This is a genomic window from Mycoplana sp. 10N416 (genome assembly GCF_056394765.1).
This window is the reverse complement of the sequence record NZ_JBFTIM010000004.1, coordinates 208,155-230,261: the sequence shown is the minus strand read 5'-3', so window position 1 is coordinate 230,261 and position 22,107 is coordinate 208,155. Positions and strand designations below refer to the sequence as shown.

General features: G+C 61.3%; 16 protein-coding genes and 1 tRNA gene. 8 read left to right on the top strand and 9 right to left on the bottom strand.

Features of this window, described 5'->3' with window-relative positions; genetic code table 11:
• Window positions 1-26: 26 nt before the first annotated feature.
• A complete protein-coding gene (locus tag AC1DDS_RS10385) occupies window positions 27-503 on the bottom strand; it encodes a BA14K family protein (RefSeq protein ID WP_477478833.1) in 477 nt (158 codons plus the stop codon).
• A gap of 206 nt (window positions 504-709) precedes the next feature.
• Between AC1DDS_RS10385 and AC1DDS_RS10380 the strand changes: the two genes are divergently transcribed.
• Both AC1DDS_RS10380 and AC1DDS_RS10375 read left to right on the top strand, forming a co-directional pair.
• Complete coding sequence (locus tag AC1DDS_RS10380; RefSeq protein WP_477478832.1) at window positions 710-2,143, top strand: phosphomannomutase; 1,434 nt, start codon at window positions 710-712, stop codon at window positions 2,141-2,143.
• A 79-nt stretch (window positions 2,144-2,222) separates the two neighbouring features.
• A tRNA-Leu gene (locus tag AC1DDS_RS10375) sits at window positions 2,223-2,309 on the top strand.
• 385 nt (window positions 2,310-2,694) lie between these two features.
• Here AC1DDS_RS10375 and AC1DDS_RS10370 read toward each other — a convergent pair.
• The 4 genes from AC1DDS_RS10370 to AC1DDS_RS10355 form a co-directional block, all read right to left on the bottom strand.
• Window positions 2,695-4,377, bottom strand: a complete 1,683-nt coding sequence (locus tag AC1DDS_RS10370) for a dipeptide ABC transporter ATP-binding protein (protein WP_477478831.1) — start codon at window positions 4,375-4,377, stop codon at window positions 2,695-2,697.
• Window positions 4,374-5,264: an ABC transporter permease gene (locus AC1DDS_RS10365; protein ID WP_477478830.1), complete on the bottom strand. Its 891-nt coding sequence runs from the start codon at window positions 5,262-5,264 to the stop codon at window positions 4,374-4,376. The genes AC1DDS_RS10370 and AC1DDS_RS10365 overlap by 4 nt, the downstream gene beginning before the upstream one ends.
• Window positions 5,261-6,235, bottom strand: a complete 975-nt coding sequence (locus AC1DDS_RS10360; RefSeq protein WP_477478829.1) for an ABC transporter permease — start codon at window positions 6,233-6,235, stop codon at window positions 5,261-5,263. The genes AC1DDS_RS10365 and AC1DDS_RS10360 overlap by 4 nt, the downstream gene beginning before the upstream one ends.
• Window positions 6,236-6,324: 89 nt before the next feature.
• Window positions 6,325-7,026, bottom strand: coding sequence for a creatininase family protein (locus AC1DDS_RS10355; RefSeq protein ID WP_477478828.1), 702 nt, complete (start codon window positions 7,024-7,026; stop codon window positions 6,325-6,327).
• Window positions 7,027-7,199: 173 nt separating this feature from the next.
• On the opposite strand from AC1DDS_RS10355, the gene AC1DDS_RS10350 reads away from it, so the two are divergent.
• The 4 genes from AC1DDS_RS10350 (at window position 7,200) to AC1DDS_RS10335 (ending at window position 11,603) form a co-directional block, all read left to right on the top strand.
• Window positions 7,200-7,772: a MarR family winged helix-turn-helix transcriptional regulator gene (locus tag AC1DDS_RS10350; protein WP_477478827.1), complete on the top strand. Its 573-nt coding sequence runs from the start codon at window positions 7,200-7,202 to the stop codon at window positions 7,770-7,772.
• Between the two features lie 29 nt (window positions 7,773-7,801).
• On the top strand, window positions 7,802-9,385 hold the full coding sequence (locus AC1DDS_RS10345; protein ID WP_477478826.1) for an ABC transporter substrate-binding protein: 1,584 nt from the start codon (window positions 7,802-7,804) through the stop codon (window positions 9,383-9,385).
• A gap of 76 nt (window positions 9,386-9,461) precedes the next feature.
• Window positions 9,462-10,421, top strand: a complete 960-nt coding sequence (locus AC1DDS_RS10340) for an isoaspartyl peptidase/L-asparaginase family protein (RefSeq protein ID WP_477478825.1) — start codon at window positions 9,462-9,464, stop codon at window positions 10,419-10,421.
• A gap of 270 nt (window positions 10,422-10,691) precedes the next feature.
• Complete coding sequence (locus AC1DDS_RS10335; protein ID WP_477478824.1) at window positions 10,692-11,603, top strand: bifunctional GNAT family N-acetyltransferase/nucleoside diphosphate kinase regulator; 912 nt, start codon at window positions 10,692-10,694, stop codon at window positions 11,601-11,603.
• Between the two features lie 215 nt (window positions 11,604-11,818).
• On the opposite strand, the gene AC1DDS_RS10330 is transcribed toward AC1DDS_RS10335, so the two are convergent.
• The gene (locus tag AC1DDS_RS10330; protein ID WP_477478823.1) at window positions 11,819-12,529 is read right to left on the bottom strand and encodes an autotransporter outer membrane beta-barrel domain-containing protein; all 711 of its coding nucleotides are present in this window, start codon (window positions 12,527-12,529) and stop codon (window positions 11,819-11,821) included.
• A 100-nt stretch (window positions 12,530-12,629) separates the two neighbouring features.
• Between AC1DDS_RS10330 and AC1DDS_RS10325 the strand changes: the two genes are divergently transcribed.
• Window positions 12,630-14,486, top strand: a complete 1,857-nt coding sequence (locus AC1DDS_RS10325) for a TPR end-of-group domain-containing protein (protein WP_477478822.1) — start codon at window positions 12,630-12,632, stop codon at window positions 14,484-14,486.
• A 52-nt stretch (window positions 14,487-14,538) separates the two neighbouring features.
• Here the strand turns inward: AC1DDS_RS10325 and AC1DDS_RS10320 are convergent, their stop codons facing one another.
• The 3 genes from AC1DDS_RS10320 to AC1DDS_RS10310 all read right to left on the bottom strand — a co-directional run bounded on the left by AC1DDS_RS10320 (window position 14,539) and on the right by AC1DDS_RS10310 (window position 19,898).
• Window positions 14,539-16,203: an OFA family MFS transporter gene (locus AC1DDS_RS10320; RefSeq protein WP_477478821.1), complete on the bottom strand. Its 1,665-nt coding sequence runs from the start codon at window positions 16,201-16,203 to the stop codon at window positions 14,539-14,541.
• A 265-nt stretch (window positions 16,204-16,468) separates the two neighbouring features.
• Window positions 16,469-18,505: a sensor histidine kinase gene (locus tag AC1DDS_RS10315; RefSeq protein ID WP_477478820.1), complete on the bottom strand. Its 2,037-nt coding sequence runs from the start codon at window positions 18,503-18,505 to the stop codon at window positions 16,469-16,471.
• Window positions 18,498-19,898 (bottom strand): sigma-54-dependent transcriptional regulator, encoded by a 1,401-nt coding sequence (locus tag AC1DDS_RS10310; protein WP_477478819.1) that lies wholly within the window; start codon window positions 19,896-19,898, stop codon window positions 18,498-18,500. The genes AC1DDS_RS10315 and AC1DDS_RS10310 overlap by 8 nt, the downstream gene beginning before the upstream one ends.
• Window positions 19,899-20,189: 291 nt before the next feature.
• On the opposite strand from AC1DDS_RS10310, the gene AC1DDS_RS10305 reads away from it, so the two are divergent.
• On the top strand, window positions 20,190-22,097 hold the full coding sequence (locus AC1DDS_RS10305) for a glycosyltransferase (protein ID WP_477478818.1): 1,908 nt from the start codon (window positions 20,190-20,192) through the stop codon (window positions 22,095-22,097).
• Window positions 22,098-22,107: the final 10 nt, after the last annotated feature.

Sequence of the window (22,107 nt, the reverse complement as noted above, 5' to 3'; positions counted from 1 at the left end):
GGGTTGCCGAATTGCCGGCCGCTTGCTCAACGATAGGGCGAGGAGCAGACGCGATAAACGCCGCCGCCGGCATGGTAGCGGTTCGTTCCAGGGTCGTAAGTGCGGTAACGATTGAGGCACCACGTCACGTGGGAGTCGTAATTGCCGTAGTCGGGCGCGTAGTACGGGCTGTCATAGGTTTGATAATAGGTCCGGTACGGCGGATAGTAGGGTCGGTTGTACGGGCCGTTGTAATAGGGCCGGTAGTACGGCCGGTAGATCGGCCAGTAATACGAACGATAGTAAGGCTGATAGATTGGATTGTTATAAGGCCGATAGAAGGGGCTATAAAGCGGCGTGAAGTTCCAGCAGCTATAGGCATTGCACACGGCACGGGCCGGAACGACGTCGGATCCAACCACGTGATCCGGAAAAGCCGGCGGCAAAGCGTTGACGGAAAGCGGGAACAGAACAGCCGCAAGACCCATGGCGCCGGCTGGAGCGAGACTGCGAAACCTGGACATTGCGATCCTCTCTGACTTTTCCAAAAAGGCGATTTCCTATTGCATTCCCTCTCTGCGTCTTACTTCGACGCGTTTCCGCGCCGTATAATTCCCTAGCCTTTCGCGCGCTCCGTCCAGCACCGCATTTCTTGGAAGCAGAGGACAAGGCGAAGAAAATCGGGCATGAGATGCGGGTTGCATCAGCATACTACAACTCGGAGCACGGCATGAGTCTGAAATTCGGCACCAGCGGACTGCGCGGTCTTTCACGCGAGCTCGAGGGTCCACCGGCGGCACTCTACGCCACCGCCTTCGCCCGCCATCTTCTCGGTTCCGACCTCGCCAGGCCGGGCGACGCGGTTCTCGTCGGCCGCGATTTCCGCCCATCGAGCCCGGCGATCGCCACGATCGTCATCGCCGCGCTGCGGCAGGCTGGGCTTGCGCCGCGCGATTGCGGCACGATTCCGACGCCGGCGCTTGCGCTCCTCGGGATCAAGTGCGGCGCCGCGAGCCTGATGATCACCGGCTCGCACATTCCCGCTGACAGGAACGGCATCAAGTTCTACCGACCGGATGGCGAGATCGGCAAGGCGGACGAAACGGCAATCATGGCGATCGCCGAAACGATCGCAGCCAACGGAGAAACCATTCAACCATCGGCCACCACGGCAAGCGATGCGTCCGGTGACGCCGAGGCCTTGTTCCTCGAGCGCTATGCCGGCCTGTTGCCGCCGGGGGCGCTGACCGGGCTGCGGATCGGCGTCTACCAGCACAGCACCGTCGCGCGCGACCTTCTCGTGACCGTTCTTTCCGGCTGCGGTGCTGAGTGCATCGCGCTCGGGCGCTCGGACACTTTCATTCCGGTCGACACGGAAGCGGTGCCTGTCGAGACGATCGACCGGATGCGCGGCTGGGCAGCCGAGCATCGGCTCGATGCGATCGTATCGGCGGACGGCGACGGCGACCGTCCGCTCGTCGCCGACGAGACCGGCACGCCGCTGCGCGGCGACCTGCTCGGCCTGATCGCAGCGAATTTCCTCGATGCGGATGTCGTGGTGACGCCGGTGACCTCGAATTCGGGGATCGAGACCGCCGGCCGCTTCAGCGTGCTGCGGACGCGTGTGGGGTCGCCCTTCGTGATCGCGGCCATGGACGAGGCTGTGGCGAAAGGCGCCAGGGCTGTCGTCGGCTTCGAGGCGAACGGGGGCACCCTGACGGGCACGCCCTGCACGGTCAACGGCAAGGTTCTTGCGCCGCTTCCGACCCGCGACTGCTTCCTGCCTGTGCTTGCCGTCCTCGCGTTGGCCGCCAAGAGTGCACAGCCGCTTTCCGCCGTCGCCTCCTCGTTCCGCCTGCCGTTCGCCGCCGCCGACCGTCTGGAAAACTTCCCGATCGAGACCAGCGCGGCGCTGATGGCCATGTTGCGCTCGGGTCCTGCAGCTCTTGCAGCCTTCCTGGCTCCAATCGGCGTGCCGACACGCACGAGCGACCTCGACGGGCTGCGGGTGACGCTCGCGGACGAGCGAATCATCCACTTCCGCCCTTCCGGCAACGCCCCGGAAATGCGCTGCTACGTCGAAGCGGCCAGCGAGGAAGTGGCGCAAACCCTTCTCCAACAGGGCCTGGCCATGATCCGTGACTGGGCGGCGCGCCCCAATTGAAGGATTTGCACATGTCATTGCAAAAACTTCAAAAAGCCCGTTGACACCGACGGGCTATCCCCGTACATCCGCCTCCGTCGCCCAGATGGCGGAATTGGTAGACGCGCCAGCTTCAGGTGCTGGTACTCGCAAGGGTGTGGAGGTTCGAGTCCTCTTCTGGGCACCAATTTCACGTTCCGGATCGTCCGGTACAGCTCAAAAAACCCCGCGTTAGCGGGGTTTTTTGTTGCCCTTTTGCAAGGTTTTCGTCCGCTCGCATCCATCGGCGGCCACGGGCATCCAAAGAATTTGATGGCATTTCTGATGGCATTTTGCTGGGACGCCATCAGTTGGCAAAGAGCGGCAAGGCCGTGCGTCGCACCTACCATCGTGCCTCCTACTGGGATGAGCGCCTCAAAATGGCAGCCTGGCTCGATGGCCCACTGCCTGACCCAGTGGTGGCCGTCGCCGATAAGGTTCCGCTGAACGAAGTCTGCGCTGCCAAGGAGCGCCGCGGCTTCATCAAATGGCTGCGCCCGAAACGGTTTGGCCCCCTTATCGCAACGATGTCGTCAAACCAGCCTTGGAATGGCCTCGAGGAGCATCCTTGTGTAGGCATCCTGCGGCGTTCTGAAGATGTCCTCTGTCGTGCCTTCTTCCACGATCTTGCCGCGGTACATCACGACGACGCGATCACAAAGATGACGCACGACCGAGAGGTCGTGGCTGATGAACAGCAGTGTGAGGCCGAGTTCCTTGCGTAGCGTCAGCAGCAGATTGAGAATCTGCGCCTGAATCGAGACGTCCAGTGAAGCTACCGGTTCGTCACAGACGATCACCTCGGGTCGCATGGCAAGCGCGCGGGCGATCGCAACACGCTGACGTTGTCCGCCCGAGAACTGATGCGGATAACGGTCGGCAACCGCGGGATCCAGGCTGACCGCCTCGAGCCACTTTGCAACATAGCTGCGTGCGTTGGCTCGTGTCGTAAGACCGTGGGCGATCGGGCCTTCGGCGATCGATTGCCCGATCGTGCGGCGCGGATCGAGCGATGCGAAAGGATCCTGAAAGATCATCTGCACCTTGGTCGTCAGTTTCCGGCCCTGCTGGCTGTCCAGCATGACAGGTGCGCCAGCGAGCCTGATTTCGCCTTCGGACGGACGATAGATGCCGCACACCATGCGTCCCAGCGTGGACTTGCCGGATCCCGATTCTCCGACCAGCCCCAGGGCTTCGCCTCTGGCAATGGAAAGGCTGACGTCATTAACCGCCAGCACCGCTTTTCTCGGCTTGACGATACCCAGCCGCTCGCCGATGCGCCCCCAGAAGCCGCTTTTCCATTCGAAGCGCTTGACCGCCCCCTTCACGGTTACGAATTCCGGGTACGGCTCTGCCGTTGTCGCGACGTCATTCGCCTGGAAAGCCTCGTTTTCGCCTGCTTGAGCACCCAGCAACTGGCCCGGCTTGGCGCGTGATGGCAGTGCATCCAGCAGCAGTTGCGTGTAGGGATGGGTCGGCGCGCGCAGCACGTCGGCCGCCGGGCCGGTTTCCACGATCTTGCCGGATTTCATCACCGCAATGCGCTTCGAGATTGATGCCACCGTGGCGAGATCGTGACTGATCCAGATCATCGAGATGCCCAACTCGGCGACCAGTGCCTTAACCTCGACGAGGATCTCGGCCTGCACCGAGACATCGAGCGCCGTCGTCGGCTCGTCGGCAATGACCACTTTCGGTTTGTGCAACAGAGCAATGGCAATGGCCACGCGCTGGCGCATGCCGCCGGAAAACTGATGCGGATAGAAGTCCACCTTCTGCTCCGGGTCGACGATGCGCACCTGCCGCAACGCTTCGACACAGCGAATGCGTGCCTCAGCGTCAGACAGGCGCTCGTGGGCTCTCAGCGCCATGGCCATCTGGTCGAGGACCGTCAGCACCGGGTTGAGCGTCATCATCGGATCCTGAAAGACCATCGAGATTTCCCGACCGCGGATCTTGCGCAGATCAGCTTCACTGAGGCCGACGAGTTCGCGGCCTTCCAGCTTGATCGACCCCTGAACAATGCGCCCCGGCTTGTCGATCAATCCGATAAGCGAGAAGCCAGTGATCGATTTTCCGGAGCCGGATTCGCCGACGAGACCGAGAATCTCACCACGCTCGAGGTGAAAAGAAATGCCATCGACGGATTTCACCGTGCCGGCGCGCGCTTCGAAGTGGGTGTGAAGATCGGTGACTTCGAGAAGGGGAGCCGTCATTTCTTCAGCCTTGGATTGAGCTGGTCGCGCACCTGGTCGCCGACAATGTTGATTGCCAGGATGAGGATGATCAGAGCGACACCGGGATAGATAGAGATCCAGTAGCGGCCCGACAGGAGGTACTGGAAGCCGGTCGAGATCAGCATGCCCAACGAAGGTTCCGTGGGCGGCAGGCCGACACCAAGAAACGACAGGGTGGCTTCAAGCGAGATCGCACTGGCCACCTGCACGGTCGCGACGACAATCAATGGAGGCAGGGCGTTGGGGAGAATGTGGCGGGTCACGACGAACCAGCCGCTCATCGGCACCGAAAGCGCCGCCTCGACATAGTCCTTGTTGCGCTCGGCTGCGGCAGCACCATGCGCGGTGCGGACGAAATAGGCGTATTGCGAGAAAACCAACGCGACAATGAGCTGGCTTTTGCCCTGTCCAAGAAGTGCGGCCACGACGAAAGCGAGCAGGATAGCCGGGAATGACAGCTGCAGATCGACCAGCCGCATGACGAGTGCCTCGAAGCGGCCGCCAACATAGGCCGCCGCCGATCCCACGAGGGCGCCGATCGTGAATGCGATGGCGCCGGCCAGAAGTCCCATCTGCAGGGAAATTCTGAGCCCATAGAGAATGGCGGAAAACAGGTCCCGGCCCTGGCTGTCGGTACCAAGGATATGGATGTATCCGCCCTGCCCGATATAGCCCGGCGCCCGGCGCGCATCGCGCAGGACAAGGCTGGCAAGGTCGTATGGGTCCTGCGGCGCGATGAGGGGCGCAAAGACGGCCAGTAGGATGATGGCAACCACTGCAATGGCGGCCGCCACCGGGACCGGATGCCGGAAAAATTCGGCCCAGAACCCGTTGGACGAACGCGGCGTCACCGATGTCGCTGTCATTTGCCGCCTCCCTGCCGCATGCGCGGATCAAGCACGGCATAGGCGAGATCAACGACGAGATTGATTGTGATGAACAAGAGCGAAACCAGCATCAGATAGGCGACCATGACCGGGCGATCGAGAGAGGTGATGCTGTCGATGATCAGCTTGCCGAGGCCGGGCCACGAATAGATCGTCTCGGTCACGACGGCGAAGGCGATGGTCGACCCCAGCTCCAGCCCGAAGACGGTCACCAGCGGGATGGAGATCAGGCGCAGGACGTGCCTGCACAAAATGGTGTACTCATCGATGCCGGCGGCACGGGCAAACTTGATGGTGTCGGTCAGCATGACTTCGCGCGTGCCGGACGCCGATAGCCGGATCATCATCGACATCTTGAACAGCGACAGGTTGAGCGCCGGCAAGGCCAGGTGATGCAAGCCATTGGGGGTCAGGAAACTCCATGGCACGCCGAACAGCGTGATGGTATCGCCGCGCCCTCCCGCCGGCATGATGCCGAACTGCACGGCGAACACCATGATCAGCATCAGGCCGATCCAGAAGGTCGGCACGGAAAAGCCCAGGATGGACAGGGCCATGATCGCCTTGGAAAGCCAGCTGTCGGGCTTGTATCCGGCATATACGCCGAGCGGTATCCCAACAACGCTCGCCAGCAGGATGGCGATCACGGCCAGTTCCATCGTCGCTGGAAGGCGGGATGCGATGAGCTCGGAAACCGGCATGTTGTAGACGAAGGAACGGCCCAGATCGCCATGGAGCAGGCTGTTCATGAATTGCAGATATTGCTGCCACACCGGAAGATCGAGGCCGTATTGCTCGATCACCCGCTGGCGGATTTCCTGCGTCGCATCGGGAGATATCAGCACGTCCACCGGATTGCCGATCACGAAGACGCCCATAAATACCAGCATCGACATCACCAGCATGACGAGCATCGCCTGCCAGATTCGCCGCACGATAAATGCAATCATCAGTCCTGTCCCCACTCGCATCCCGGCAGCCGGCTACGGGATAAATTGTGCGGCCCCTGGCGGAACATCCCGTTTCCGCCGGCGGCCGATCAGTGCCAGTCGTTCTCCAGCAGGGCGCGGGTTTCCGTGACCGCGACGTCCCAGATCGCCAGCATGTCGGCGTCGGGCCGCTCGAACAGGCCGTGGTAGTTGCCCTCGCCGAGGCGCTCGCGCTTGCGGCCGGCATCGACGCGCGCCAGGCCGTCGAAATCGACTCGTTCCTGGACATGCTCTGGCTGGGCGACGCCTTCCAGGCGGGTCCACGGAAAATTCTCCATCCAGGACGCGTGCGACGCGCGGTTGTCGATTTCAAGCACCTTGGCCATGGTCTTGGGCGCCCGCCACCAGTCGTGCATCTTCACGCTGGCGTCCCGGTTGCGGTTCAGCCATTCGGATACGACCGTTGCCGCCGGCGTGTTGCCGCCATGTCCGTTGACGACCAGGATGCGCCGGAAGCCGGAACGGTGGAGGCTGTCGAGAATGTCCTCGATCACGCCGACATAGGTCCGCAGGCTGAAGGACACGGTGCCGGGAAAGTCGGCGAAGCTGGAGGCCAGGCCGTAAGGCACGACTGGGAAGACCGGCACGCCGAGGGGGGCGGCTGCATCCAGCGAAACCTTTTCGGCAAGGATCATGTCCGTGCCGAGGCTGAGGCGCGCATGCTGCTCGACACTGCCGATCGGCAGGATGCAGCGGTCATCCGTCTTGACCCGCTCTTCGACCTGGCTCCAGTTCATCGCATTGATATGCATCCGAAAATCCTTCCGACCCTATTCGCTTTCGTCTCTCGTGGAGATGATTTCCGAAAACAGTAACCTCTAAATCGCATCATACACAAGTTCCAATTGGAACAAAAAATGCGTTTGACATAGCTAATGCGCCCAGTATTTTGTCCTAAATGGAACCTAATCGCGGGGGAGAGGCGATGGATGATCCGATCAGGATAGCGCTTTTCGAAGGTCGCGCAGGGCGTGCGGAAGCCGTCGATGAACGGATTGACGAGAGCGACATTCTGCACGCCAAGCTGTGGTCGAACCCGTGCTGGCTCTCCTTCCGCATCAACTATCTCGCCCTGCACTACAACAATCCGGTCTACGGCATGATTGGTGCCGACCACGATTTGTTGCGACCGGAATTCGTGGTGCTTTATTCGCTGTTCCTGAAGGACCGCACGACGCTTTCCGAGGTCGTTGCCGGTTCCGGTTTTCCCAAGAACACGCTGAGCCGCGCCACCCAGAAACTGACCCGACTCAAGCTCATCCGGCGAGAAGAGGATCTCGGCGACCTTCGTCGCGTGGTGCTGTGCCTGACAGATGCAGGGCGTGCGATCGTTGAGGCAAAGATGACACCGATGATCAAACGCGAACGCATGATGCTGGAGGCTCTGAGCCCGGCCGAACGCATCATGCTGTCCGACATCCTGGCCAAAATGGTCATCGCGTCCCGCGATTGGCCGGAAACGATCTCCTCCTCCGACGCGCCTGCGATCGAAGAGTAGAAAACCACGAAATCAAAGCAGGGAACTACATGAACATGCAGAAACAAATACGTGCGCTGATGCTTGGTACTGCACTGCTGCTGACCGCCGGTCAGGCGCTGGCCGCCGATCTGGTGATGGCGATCAAGGCTGGGCCAGCTTCGATGGATCCGCATTTCACGGCAACGGCCGCCAATGCAGAAGCCACCAAGCATATTTTCGACACGCTGATCCGCTCCGGCAACAATCTCGAGCTTGAACCGTCACTCGCCCTGAGTTGGGAAGCGCTGGACCAGACGACCTGGGAATTCAAGCTTCGCCAGGGCGTGAAATTTCACGATGGTTCCGACTTCACTGCCGAGGACGTCAAGTTTTCGATCGAGCGTATTCCCAATGTCACCGGCCCCAACCCGGCGACCATCTTCGTGCGCAGCGTCAAGTCAGTGGAAGTTGTCGATGCTCACACTGTCCGCGTGAAGACCGAGAAGCCGGCCCCCAATCTGCCGAACGATTTCGTGCGCCTGTTCATCACCTCGCATACGGCAGCTGCCAACTATTCGACGCAGGAAACCGCTGCTGAAGGTTTCAACAGCGGCAAGGCAACGATCGGAACCGGCCCTTACAAGTTCATCTCGTGGGCGCCGACGCAGGATCTCATCCTGGAGCGCTTCGATGGATATTGGGGTGGTGCCGAGCCGTGGGATCGCGTCATCCGCAAGGAAATTCCGAATGACGCAGCTCGCGTGGCCCAGCTGAAGGCCGGTCAGGTCGACATCATTTCCAAGGTTCCGGCAGCGGACGTGCCGGTCCTGGAACAGGACTCCGCGCTTTCTGTCGTGAAGAACGAGAGCATCTACATCAGCTACCTCGAGTTCGATTTCCGCGAAAGCAGCCCGCAGGTCTTCGCCAAGAACGGCGCGAAGCTCGACAAGAACCCGATGCTTGATCCGCGCGTCCGCGAAGCGTTCGATCTGGCGCTGGATCGCGAGACCATCGTCGAGTTCGCACTGGAAGGCATGGCCGTCGTTCCGACGCAGCTCGTGACCGCCAACATCTTCGGCTATGACAAGTCGCTTGAAGCGCCCAAGTTCGATGTGAAGCGCGCCAAGGAACTGCTGACGGAAGCCGGCTACCCGGATGGCTTCAAGATCACGCTGAACTATGCCAACGATCGCATGCCATCGGAACTCGGACCTACGATTGCGCAGATGCTGGCGAGCATCGGCATCACCGCCGATGTCAGCGGTGTGCCGGCTGCCGTCTTCAATCCGGCCAAGACCCGCGGCGAATATTCGCTGTACATGGCAAGCTGGGGCACGCTGACGGGCGAGGCAAACTATATGCTGTCGTCGTTGATGCACTCCAATGAGCCTGCCAAGTCGCTCGGCGCATTCAACGTTCGCGGCTACGCAAATCCGGAAATGGACAAGCTGATCGAGGATGCCGCCGCCGAGATGGATGCGGATGCCCGTCGCGGCCTGCTGGAAAAGGCCAACGGCCTGGTTGCAACGGATCGTCCCGATTTGCCGCTGGCAACGCTGCTCAGCGCCTGGGGGCTCAAAAAGGACAAGGTGGTCCTGACGCCGCGCGCCGACGAAGACACCTTGGCAATGAATATCCGTCCGGCGAAGTAATCCGGGCAAGTACCCAAAAAGGCCGGGCCCAGCGCCCGGCCTTTCCCGTTGTAAAAACGATTGAAAGGACAAAAACATGGCCAAGGTTGCCCTTGCCATTCATGGCGGCTGTGGAGTGATGGCCAAGCTTGACTTGAGCGATGCCGAATGGACGGCCGCGCGTCACGATCTGGCGCTCTCGCTCAAGGCTGGCTGGACCGTACTGAGTGCTGGAGGTTCCGCGCTCGATGCGGTCGAAGCGGCAGTAGTGGTCATGGAAGACAGCCCACATTTCAACGCAGGGCATGGTGCGGCACTGAACGAGAACGGCGTCCACGAGCTTGATGCCTCGATCATGGACGGCGCCACATTGGCGGCAGGGGCCGTCAGTGCCGCCCGCTCGATCCGCAACCCTGTCAAAGCTGCGCGTGCGGTCATGGAAAAAGGCGACGCTGTGCTGCTCACCGGGGGGGCGGCCGACCAGTTCGCCGAGAAATCCGGACTCGCTGTCGAACCGCAATCCTATTTCACGACCGAGCGTCGCGTTCAGGCGCTTGCCGCCATGAAGGCTCATGAAGCCAGCGGGACTGCCGCCGCCGCAAAGGAATCGGAAAAGCACGGCACGGTCGGCGCGGTCGCCCTGGATGCATCCGGTCACCTGGCCGCCGCCACGTCGACGGGCGGCTACAACAACAAGCCCGACGGGCGCGTGGGCGATTCACCGATCATTGGCGCGGGAACCTATGCGCGCGACGGCATCTGCGCCGTATCCGGCACCGGCAAGGGTGAGTTCTTCATTCGCCATGTTGTCGGGCACGAAATCGCAAGCCGCATGGCCTATCTGAACGAAAGCCTCAAGTCAGCATCGGACAAGGTCATTCATCAGGACCTGAAGCCGCATCAGATCGGTGCGGGACTGGTCGCCGTGGCCGCAGACGGTTCGATCGCCGCTCCCTACAACACCGATGGCATGTTCCGCGGCTGGGTGACCCGCGAAGGCGAAATCTTCGTCGCGACCCATGACCAGGTTTTCCAGCTCGAAGAATTTCCCGCCTGACTTTCTGAGTGGCCTCGATCCGAGCAGATGCAGCAAGCCAGGCGCGGGCCGTGCAACCCGCGCTTGGCATCGAGTTTGCCTTGGTGGAGGAGATGGTCATGGGGCACGGTAGTCGCCGACTCTTTCGATAATCCTGACGGGGGCGTTTCTCCGCTGGCCTTCACCGCTGGATCTTTGCTAGATCGGCCTTCTAATTTTCAACGTTGATCCGAAAGAACCAGCACGGCAGCGACGTGACAGGCTTTCATTCTTGCGACCAAGGTAGCGAAGATGAACAAGCCTTTTGTTTCGTTGTGTCCAGAAATCACTCGGACACACGCACTGATCCTGATGGACTGGTTAGAAGATGAACGCGTCACGCGCTACCTGAGCGATTCCCGCAGTGTGTCTCGATTCATCGCACAGGCCATCGACCGAACTCAGTTGCCGATCCTGACACATCTGTTCAATCAGGGCGGCCGCTTCTTTATGGCTTACGACCGAAACGATACCCCGGTCGGCTTCGTCCGTCTGGTCAAGACAGGCGCTGAGTGTGAAATAGTCTTGGTCGTCGGAGACCATGACAACTGGGGGCACGGACTTGGCGCCAGCACCATCCGCGAAGGTTTGAAGCTCGCCTTCCTCGACATGCGAGCCGAGAGCGTCATCGCCAAAATTCACCCGAACAATACGCGCTCGCTAAAGGGTTTTGAACGCTGCGGTTTTCTTCTCAAACTCGAAACACCAACGCTCAATTCTCTGTCCATGACCTCTGGCCGGTATCTCCAACTCCTGCGCGAAGGCGCCATGGCAAAATCGACCGACATCTACGTCACGGAGATCGACAAAGCACGGCTCCAGAGCCTGATTGAGTTCGAGCAAGGGGCGGCAATTGTCGAGCTTGAACACGAGATCGAGAGAGCCATTGTCGTTGATCCTCAGCACGTCGCGCGCGATGTCGTGACAATGAATTCCAGGGTCGTGCTGCAGCTTGACGATGAACAAAAGGAAGTGGGTCTTGTCTATCCGCAAGACGCCGACGAACGCTCTGGTAAGCTATCGGTGCTCTCCGACGTCGGCGCCGCGATCCTGGGCTATCAGGAAGGCGATGCCATCGACTGGAGGGTTACAGATCGTACGCGACGTATCCTGATCGAAAGGGTGATCTACCAACCGGAATCGTCCGGTGATTTTCATCTCTAGTTGCACTGTGGCAAACCTGCTTGTCGAGTTCGTCAGCAGCCTGACAAGCAGGAGCGACGGGCAGGGCTTCCGGTTACGCAACGCTCATCGAAGGAGGAGCCGAACCCCGAAAGGCTCAAGACCTGCCCGCTGCGGCCCCGATCGTTGATTCCATCAAGGGAGAACAAGAGCCACCGTGATCTCCCACGGCGGCTCCTCTTTTGTAGATCGATCCCTCAGAACTGCTTTGCGGCTCTGGCTCTTCCGCCGACGGACTTCTGTCCATCGCCCTCGACGTTGAACAACAGGCTCGATTCAAACATCCAGAAGCTGGCCGTCTCCAGGGTCAGGCCGGCCGTCAGCGACGCGTAAGCGCCCGAGCCTTCGAGGCCGGCATAGCCGCCCGTGACGCCGAGCTGCGGGGTCAGCATCGATCCGCTCTCCAGCGCGAAGGACCGGGCGATCTCCGCCCCCAGGCTCACGCGGAACTGCTCCTCGTCAAAACCGTCGATGTCGATCTCGTCGCCCGTGGCGTTGCTGATCGTGTAGTCCTCGACCTTCTCGTTGAAGTAGATCGCCCTGAGCTGCGGCGTCAGGACCGTCACCTCGTCGAGTTGCCAGGCGCCCTTGATCGCCGTGTCGATCAGCCAGCGTTTGGTATCGAAACTGCCGCCCCAGAAGGCCGTGTCGATATCGTTGGCGGAGCCGCCGTAAAGCAGGCTCGCATCCCAGAACACGCCCTTGCCGATCTCGAGCGAGGCATAGGGACCGGCGAGCCAACCGTTGCCGGTCAGCTCGGCGTCTTCGTCTGTCGGATCGGTCATCCGGTCGTAGTGGAACGACAAGCCGATCAGCGCTTTTTCCGAAAGCAGGTAGTCGGCGCCCAGGCTGATCATGCCGAAGCCGCCCCACGGCGGGTGTTTGCCTGTGACGAGCCTTGAAGCCATCAGCCAAGCCCACCAAGGGCGACTGTCGGCCGACGAAAAAGCGGATTTTGGACGCGGAAAACTGCTAAGATACAGTTCCGGAGTGGGAGCCCCACCGATCATGGAACGCCGCCTGACCGCAATACTGGCCGCCGACGTCGTCGGTTACAGCCGCCTCATGGGCCTCGACGAGGCGGGAACACTCGCAGCGCTGAAGACGCATCGGCGCGAGATGGCGGACGCCAAGATCGATGAGCATCAGGGGCGCATCGTCAAGGTCACCGGCGACGGCATGCTGGTCGAATTCCCGAGCGTGGTGAATGCAGTCGCCTGCGCCGCCGACATCCAGCGCAGGATGCGCGAGCGCAACGTCGACGTGCCGGATGACCGCCGCATCGAATTTCGCATCGGCATTCATCTTGGCGACATCATCTTCGAGGACAACGACATCTACGGCGACGGTGTCAACATTGCCGCGCGCATCGAGAGCATTGCCCAGCCGGGCGGTATCGCGGTGTCCGGCTCCGTTCGCGACAATGTCGGCAACCGGCTCGACCTCGCCTTCGAGGACAGGGGCGAGCAGCAGTTGAAGAACATCGACCGGCCAGTACGGGTCTTTAATGTCGGCCTCTTTCAGCACGCTCCGCCGCAGGGCGCAGCGAGCGCGGCGCCCAAGGCAGCGCTGGAAAAGGAAAAGCCTTCGATCGCCGTGCTGCCCTTCGACAACATGAGTGGCGATCCGGAGCAGGAATATTTCTCCGATGGCATCACGGAAGACATCATCACCGACCTGTCGAAGATTTCCGGGCTCTCGGTCATCGCCCGCAACTCCGCGTTCACTTACAAAGGCAAGTTGGTCGACATACAGGACGTATGCCGGCGCTTCAATGTCGCTACCGTACTTGAAGGAAGTGTGCGCAAAGCCGGACAACGCGTGCGGATCACTGCACAGCTTATCGACGGCAAGGATGGAACGCACCTATGGGCCGACCGCTACGACCGCGACCTGACCGACATCTTTGCGATCCAGGACGAAATCACGCACACAATCGTCGACCAACTCAAGGTAAGGCTCCTGCCTGAAGAGAAGAAGGCGATTGGACAGGCGCCGACAGCGAATGTCGAAGCCTATACCAACTATCTGAGGGGCCGCGAGTTTTTTCACACGCGCACCAAGGGATCGTTGCAACTGGCGCGGCGCCTCTTCGCCAGGGCGGCTGATCTCGATCCCAACTACGCGCGCGCCTATGCCGGGATCGCCGATTGCGATTCGGCCCTGCATGCCTGGCACGGTGCAGAGATCTCGCTCGAGGGGCTGTTTGCGACCTGCGCCAAGGCGCTGGCGCTTGATCCCAGCCTCGCCGAAGCCCATGCCTCGCACGGCCTTGCGCTGTCGACAACCGGCCGGCACGGCGACGCGGTCGCCGAATTCGAACGCGCGATCGCGCTGGATCCGAATTCCTATGAAGGCCATTACTTCTATGCCCGGCACTCGTTCGCAGAAGGCGATCTGGAAAAGGCAGTTGAACTCTACGAACGCTGCGCCGACATCAATCCCGACGACTACCGGTCGCCGCTCCTGGTCATGAACGCCTTGCACTCGCTCGGTCGACACGACGAGGAGGCCAAGCTGGCCGCCGTGGGGCTCGAGCGGGCGCAGCGCGCCCTCAGGCAGCATCCCGAAAATTCCGATCCCGCCCAACTCGGCGCCATCGCCCTCATTGCTCTTGGCCAGCATGAACGGGCCAAGGAGTGGGCAGATCGCGCCCTGGCGATCGATGCAGACGACAACAATGCGCTGTACAACATTGCCTGCGTCTATTCGCTGCTCGGCGAGCCCGATCGCGCCATCGACCTGCTGGAACCCTACTTGCAGAAGGTGGGGCCGCACATGAAATCGTGGTTCAAGAACGATTCGGATTTCGATCCTATCCGAAGCCATCCACGCTATGCGAAACTGCTGGAACTGATGGACTAGGCCGGGTGGAGCTCCGGCGCGAGCGGGTCGCGCCGGAGCTTGTCGAAACGGATCAGCCGAACAGGGCTGCCGTCTTTTGCATCGTTATCCAGATGCCCCAGAGGATCGGGATACCCACGACGGCCCAGGCTGCGGCCGCCTTGGCATCGAGGCCGCCCTTGCCAATGCCGAAGGAGCCGGTTGGTCCCTGATGGGCCGTCGCGGCGGTCTTCGCCTGCAGCTTCGCGACCTCCTTGTCGGACATGAACCACTTGGAGTCGAGCGGCTTGACCATTGCATTGGCGATCACGCCAATCACCAGCATGCCCGCGAGGATGTACATGGTGAAGTCGTACACCTGTTCGCGCGGAATCCCGGCTGCGATCTGGAGCTCGCGAATGTAGTTCACGACCACAGGGCCGAGGATACCGGCGGTCGCCCAGGCGGTGAGCAGGCGTCCGTGGATCGCGCCGACGAACTGCGTCCCGAAGATGTCAGCCAGATAGGCAGGGATGGTGGCGAAGCCGCCGCCATACATCGACAGGATGATGCAGAAGATCCCCACAAACAGGAGCTGGCTGCCCATGCCGGCCGCGGTCGGAGCGAGTGCATACAGCACGATGCCAAGCAGGAAGAACGTGTAATAGGTGTTTTTCCGACCGATCTTGTCCGACAGGGACGCCCAGAAGAACCGGCCGCCAATATTGAACAGCGAAAGAAGACCGGCAAATCCGGCGGCAATCGCCGCGATGGCAGCCCGCTGCGAGCCATCAAGGTCGGTGAAGCCGAGCTCCGGCAAGCCAATCAGGCGACCACCGAAAATTTCCTGAAGCATTGGCGAGGCCATGCCGATCACGCCGATCCCGGCGGATACGTTCATGCACAGGACGATCCACACCAGCCAGAACTGCTTGGTCTTATGGGCGTCGCGCAGGTGGACGTGACGCGTCGTGATCATCGCCTGGTTGGATTTCGCGGGCGGTGTCCAGCCTTCCGGCCGCCAGCCAGCCGGCGGGATGCGGTAGCCGAACGCGCCCCCCATCATGAATACGAGATAGATCGCAGCCATGACCAGGAAGGCCTGCCAGACGCCGACAGACGTTTCGCTCTGGAAGTGGTTCATGAGGATGTCGGCAAGCGGCGCTCCGATCATCGCGCCGCCACCAAAACCCATGATCGCCATGCCGGTCGCCATGCCGCGCCGGTCCGGGAACCATTTGATCAGCGTGGAGACGGGCGAGATGTAACCAAGCCCGAGACCGATGCCGCCGATGACGCCGGCGCCGACCCACATCAGCCAGAGCTGGTGGCTGATGATGCCTATTGCTGCAAGGACCATGCCGCCGCACCAGCAAAGCGCGGAGACGAAGCCTGCCTTGCGCGGCCCGACCTTTTCAAGCCAGCCGCCCCAGATGGCTGCCGAACAGCCGAGCAGGACGAAGAACAACGTGTAAATCCAGCCGAGATCGGAAACGCGCCAGTCACAGCTCGTGGTGACGAGCGCGCTCAACAGGCCCATGTCGGCGCAGGTCACCGGCTGGTCGATGCCGATTGCGCGCGACAGCGGCAACCAGAACACGCTGAAACCGTAAGCCATGCCGATGCACAAATGGATGCCGAGCGCTGCCGGTGGGACCAGCCAGCGGTTGAAGCCCGGCTTGGCAACAATCCTCTCCTTGTCGAGAAGGCCGCCGTAGGGGCCGGCCCCTCCGGTGAATGTTTCTGTAGCTGTAGACATAATTCTCCTCCGGCCCGCGACAGGCATCTGCTGGCGGGACCATCCTGATGAGTGGTGATTGTGCTTGGGGCCCATCCTCCGTGGGCGCAGCCGACCGTACTACGGCGTGACCATTCGACTCATTCGCTCCTCCGCCTGGTTCACGCTCATGCAAAGCAACATGCATGCCAGGCTATAACATCAAGCAATTTCATATGCTTAATGAATGCGGAGAAGTCTCCCATGGACATTTTGTCCGCAGCCGACAGACAAAATGTCCGGAACCTCAATCGGCTTCCGGCAACCAGATGGTGAAGGTAGTGCCCTTTCCTGGCGTGCTTTCGACGGAGGTGGCGCCGCCCTGCCGACTGATCAAAGTCTGGCTGATCGACAGTCCAAGACCGGTCCCATCCCTCCGCTTGGTCGTGAAGAATGCGTCGAACACTTTTTGCAGCAATTCTTCACTCATGCCGATGCCGGTATCTGCAACCACGAGCGCGATACCTGGTCGACCATCACGATCCTCATCGCGTGTTCGAAGCGTCAGGCAGCCGCCGTCCGGCATGGCATGGATCGCGTTCACGATCAGGTTGACCAGGACCTGCTGCAACTCTGTCCGGTTCATCAGCAGCAATCGGGTCGTGCCCGCTTCGCGAACCACTCTGATGCGGGCCTTGTTCAACAGGTGTTGGACCAGCGGCAGGCTGTCCGAGATGACGTCTTCGGGCGCGTGGCGCTCCATGTAGCCGGCATATTCTTCCGGTCGCGCGAATTGCAGCAGCTTGGTCACGATCTGGCTGATGCGGTGGATCTGTTCGTCGAGCAGCCGGAATTCCGTCCGCGCCTCGTCAGCCCGCTCGCCCATCACCGAGCGAACGACTTCAAGGTTGCCCTGCATCACCGCGATAGGATTGTTGATCTCATGTGCGACGCCGGCGGTTATCTCTCCGATTGCCGCCAGCTTTTCCGACATGATGAGCTGCTTCGTCGTGGCCTCCAGACGGTGATTGGCCAGCTGAAGCTCGCGCGTGCGTTCCTCGACACGTGCATTCAGCTCCTCGTTCCACGCACGCAGCTGGCCGTCCCGCTCCTGCAACTGGTCAAGCAGATGATCGAGATGCACCGCCACGCGTCCGATCTCGTCATTCGCCGGTCGGACCTTGGTGCGTGCGCCAAGGTCGCCATCCTCCACGCGGGCAATGGTGCGGGCCATGCGCTCGAGAGGCAGAAAGATCGAACCTGCCCAGCGCAGGAACAGGGGCACTGTCGCAGCCGCAATGACCAGAAAGGCGAACAGGATCGTCAGGAGGCTCTCGCGCTTGGCCTCCGTGAATGGTGCTTCCAGGAAGCCGACATACAGCATGCCGACGCGTTTGCCGTAGCTGTCGACGATGGGCTCGTAGGCCGAAATGTACCAGTCATTGACGACGAATGCGCTGTCGAGCCAGGTCTTGCCCTTGTCCAGAACGGCGGAGCGGACAATAGCCGAGACACGCGTGCCGAGCGCGCGGCGGTCCTCGAACAGGCGAACATTCGTGCTGATGCGGACGTCCTCGACGAAGAGCGTCGCCGTTCCCTGGCTTCCCTCGGGAAGGCTGGCTTCGCGGTAGACAAGGTCGTTGATCGTGTCGATGAACTCCAGGTTCTGGTTGAGAAGGATGCCTCCAATCAGCGCGCCGACTGTGCCGTCGGGGAGCGGCGTCGCATAGGCGGAATGGACGACCATGCCGCGCGCCTCGGTGCTCTTGTCGGTGGGAACAGCATTCGGCGTCGGGACAAGCTCGATGCGGGCGCGCCCTGCAAGCTCACCCGCAATTGCGGAGAGATCGCTTTCCTCGAATATGTCGATGGCGGTCTTGCCGGCTCCGCCCAGCGCCTCGCCAACGATTGGCCAGTCGAGCCGCACAGTCTGCGTCTGCAACGGATGCGCGGAGGCGAGGACGTTGCCCCGTTGGTCGATCAGGTAGAGGAAATCGAACGAAAGATCGCGCCGCTTCTGGTCGAGGAGGGAATTCAGCGCAGCAAAAGGCTGTTCGTCTTGTCCGATGACGTCCCTGAACCGCGCCGACGCAGCAAGCGCACCGATCTGTTCGCCCGTGTTTTCCAGAATGCGGGCGAGATATTGGTGCGCGATGGTGAGGTCGCCATTCACCTTGGAAATCAGCGTTGCGTCGAACTTGCTGTTCCAGCGAAGGACAGTAACGCCGAGCAACAATGGCAGAAGCACAAGCGTTGGCAAAAGCGCGATTGCCAGCAGGCGAAATCGGACCGAACGTCCGCCCTGCCGCTCTGTATTGGCCGCATGCACTGGCTGTTCAGGCATTCCACACCGCGCATTTGCGGTCGATTGTCTTGCGTGACACGCCAAGACGCCGCGCCGCCTCTTCGCGGTTGCCGCCGACCTCCCGCAACACGGCGAGGATGTGGCGGCGCTCCATCTCGGCAAGGCTTTCCGCTTCCTGCCTGGCCTGCGCCTGGGGCAGTCCATCATATGCAAGCTGCTCATAGGGAAACCGTCCGAGGATCAGCGTGCGTTCGATGAGGTTGCGTAGCTCGCGCACGTTTCCGGGCCAGGGATAACTGGCCATCGCTTCGCGCGCGGCATCATCGAGCGCAACTTGAGGGACCCCCAGCTGCTGCGACAGCTTCGTCATGAACAGCGACGCCAGATCCTGCACGTCGTTCCCGCGCTCCTTGAGCGGCGGGAGATGAATCTGGAGCACATTGATGCGAAAATAGAGATCGGCCCGGAAGCGGCTCGCCTGGACCTGCTGGGCAAGATCGGCGTTTGTCGCAAATATGAACCGCAGATCCACCGGTACCTCGCGTTCGGCTCCGACCGGGCGGACACGTCGATCCTCCAATACCCGCAACAGCTTGCTTTGCAGGGACAGCGGCAGTTCGCCGATCTCATCGAGAAACAGGGTGCCGCCGTGCGCATGCATGAAGAGGCCCTCACGGGCGCTTCCGGCATTGGTGAAAGCGCCCTTCAGGTGGCCGAACAGTTCACTTTCAATCATGTCCGGAGGAATGGCAGCGCAATTGACCGGCACAAAGGGCTTGTCGGCGCGGTCGGACAGGGAGTGCAGCGTGCGCGCCGCGACTTCCTTGCCGGTTCCGGATTCGCCCGTCAGAAGAACGGTTGTCGGCAGCGGCGCAACCCGGGCAATGGTTTCGCGGACCCGCTGGATCGGCTCGGATTCACCGATGAGCCGGTCCCGCAGCAGCATATGATCGGACGCGGCCCGCAACTCGAAGCGCAGCACGTTGTTCTCGCGCTGCAGGCGCAGGCGGTCGAGGCACCGTGCAACAGCATTGATAATCTGATTGGAGCGGAACGGCTTCAGCACGAAGTCGGCCGCGCCGGCGCGAAGCGCCTGGATCGCGGTCTCGAGGTCGGCAAAGGCCGTCATCAGGATCGCTTCGGCGAAAAAGCCGATCGCCCGTTGCTCGGCAAGCCAGTCGACGCCATTTCGCCCCGGCATGATGTTGTCGAGGATGACGACGTCGAAATGCTGCTGGTCGAGCTTACGGGTCGCCTCTTCCGTGTCAGCCGCTTCCTCTATCCGCTTGCAGCGGGGTCCGAGGGTGCGAACGAGGAAGTTGCGCATCCCGGGCTCATCATCGACGACCAGCACCGACGCATGCGCAAGCCACGGTCCAAATTCCGGATCCCGGCTCGAACGGTCGATATTGCGGATTGCCGATGCTGACATTCTTTCCCCCAATGCTCCACGCCGCCGAACCTAACCGAACCGGCCGAAGATGCAAAAGGGAGGTTAGGGATTGTTGCAAGGCTCACGAGTGGTCAGGGGATGACGGTGTTTCCAGCTCTCGCGCGCTCCAGACGAGCTTAAGCGGGACATGGGCGAAAGTGGAGTTAGCCGCTCGCCTCGGGGTCGCTCGACCAGAACAGTCGTTTCGCATATGCTAACATAAGTGGGACTGCTCTGCGGCCAACTCCATTGTAGCGGAGACCAACCAGATTGGGAGGCAAGCGCACGAGCATGACGCGACCACCCGTTACAGTCTCGGTTCCCGGGCAGATCGACCTGATCGACGAGGTCATTGCTTCGTTCCCAAGGGGAAGGATACTTGATCTCGGCACCGGTTCCGGTCTCGCCGCGCGGCAATTTCACGAAGCGGGCTGGGAGGTCACTGCCACCGGCTTCGACATGGACGCCTATCTGGACAACAATCCTCTGCCCGCGGGAATCCGCGTCCTCGCAGATGTCGATATTTGTGACGCCCACCAGCTCGAGGATGCGGAATTCGACGCTATCTGGTGCGCCCACGTGCTGGAGCATGTGTCGAACACGGGACTGGCCCTGGACGAACTGCGTCGGTTGTTGAAGCCCGATGGCTGGTTGTTCATCGCGGTACCGCCATACAAGGATACGGTTGTCGGCGGGCATGTGAATAGCGGCTGGAATTTGGGGCTGCTGATGTATGTGCTGGCCGATGCAGGGTTCGGACTGGCTCATGGCCGCTTCATCCATCACGGTTACAACGTTTTCGCTATGGTCCAGCGCGGACCGGGACGGTTGCCCGCAGGGATCCTTCGCCGCGCAAACGGCGACATCGAAACTCTGGCTGAGGCCGGTCGCTTTCCTGAAGGCTTTTCGCCGCGCCAGGGGTTCAATGGACGCCAGCGTTCGGTCAACTGGCTTTGGAGCCACCCGCCGCATGCCATCCCTGCGCGACGCAGCGAACTTGCCTCGCCCCCACCGATCGCACCCATGCGGATCGGCTTCTTCGTGCCCTGGATCACCAAGGGCAAAGGGGGCACCGAAAATGTAGGCCAGATGATGGCCAACGCCATGGCGCAGCGCGGGCATGAGGTGACGATCTTCACGTTCGACGACAAGCGCGCGCCGTCGCGCAGGCCCTTGGATGATCGAATTGCGCTTGTGCATTTGCCCGAGACCGAGGACGAACCCGCCGATCAACAAATGGCCGTCGAAGTTTCCAGTCGCAACCTCAACGTCCTGGTGGGGCTGCACATGAACCGCACCATGCTGCGCTATGTCCGCTGCGCCCACAAGGTCGGCTTGCCGCTGGTCCTGTCCGAACATGCCGATCCGCGTCTCCCCAATCTGATCGGCGCCTTCCCGGCCGACGAGCGCGACATCGCAATGGCGGGGGCGACGCTGATCCATCTGCTGCTCGATGATTTCGTCGAGACGCTGGATCCTTCGATCCGCGGCAAGGCACGTGTCATTCCAAACACCATTCCAGAACCCGGGAAGCTGGCCGACCCCGGCGCCGACAAGGAGAAACGCACACTTCTCGCGGTATCCCGGCTGGTGGCGCGAAAAAACCAATCACGCGTGATCGAAGCGTTTGCCCGGCTGGCCCCTGATTTCCCGGAATGGCGGCTGCAAATAATAGGCGACGGGCCGTTCCGGCGGCAACTCGAGGCACAGGCAGGGACACTGCACATCGTCGACCGGATCGACTTCGCCGGTGAACATGATGACGTCTACCCCTTCTATGCCGATGCCGACCTGTTTGTGATTCCCTCGTTCCTGGAAGGATTTCCGCTGACGCTGTGCGAGGCGATGGCGCATGGTCTGCCCGCAATAGGCTTCGGCTTCTGTGCGGGTGTGCGGGCCCAGATCAAACATTGGGAAACCGGACTTCTCTGCGAACAGAGTGACGAGATCGAGGTGCTCGAATCCGCGTTGCGGCGGATGATGGGGGACAGCGTACTACGCGCGCAGGCGGGACGAGCAGCTCGGCAAGTCTTTGTCGAACGCTTCAGCAACGCCACCGTCCATTCCGCCTGGGAAAACATGCTGGCCGAAGCGCAGCAGATTCATTCGCCTCCGCGTCGACCCGACCACGCCACCGTCATGGCGGTCCGCCTGTGGGAGAAGGTGTGGCGGCCGAGTACAGGGCATGGCGCCAACTAAGCGGAAATCC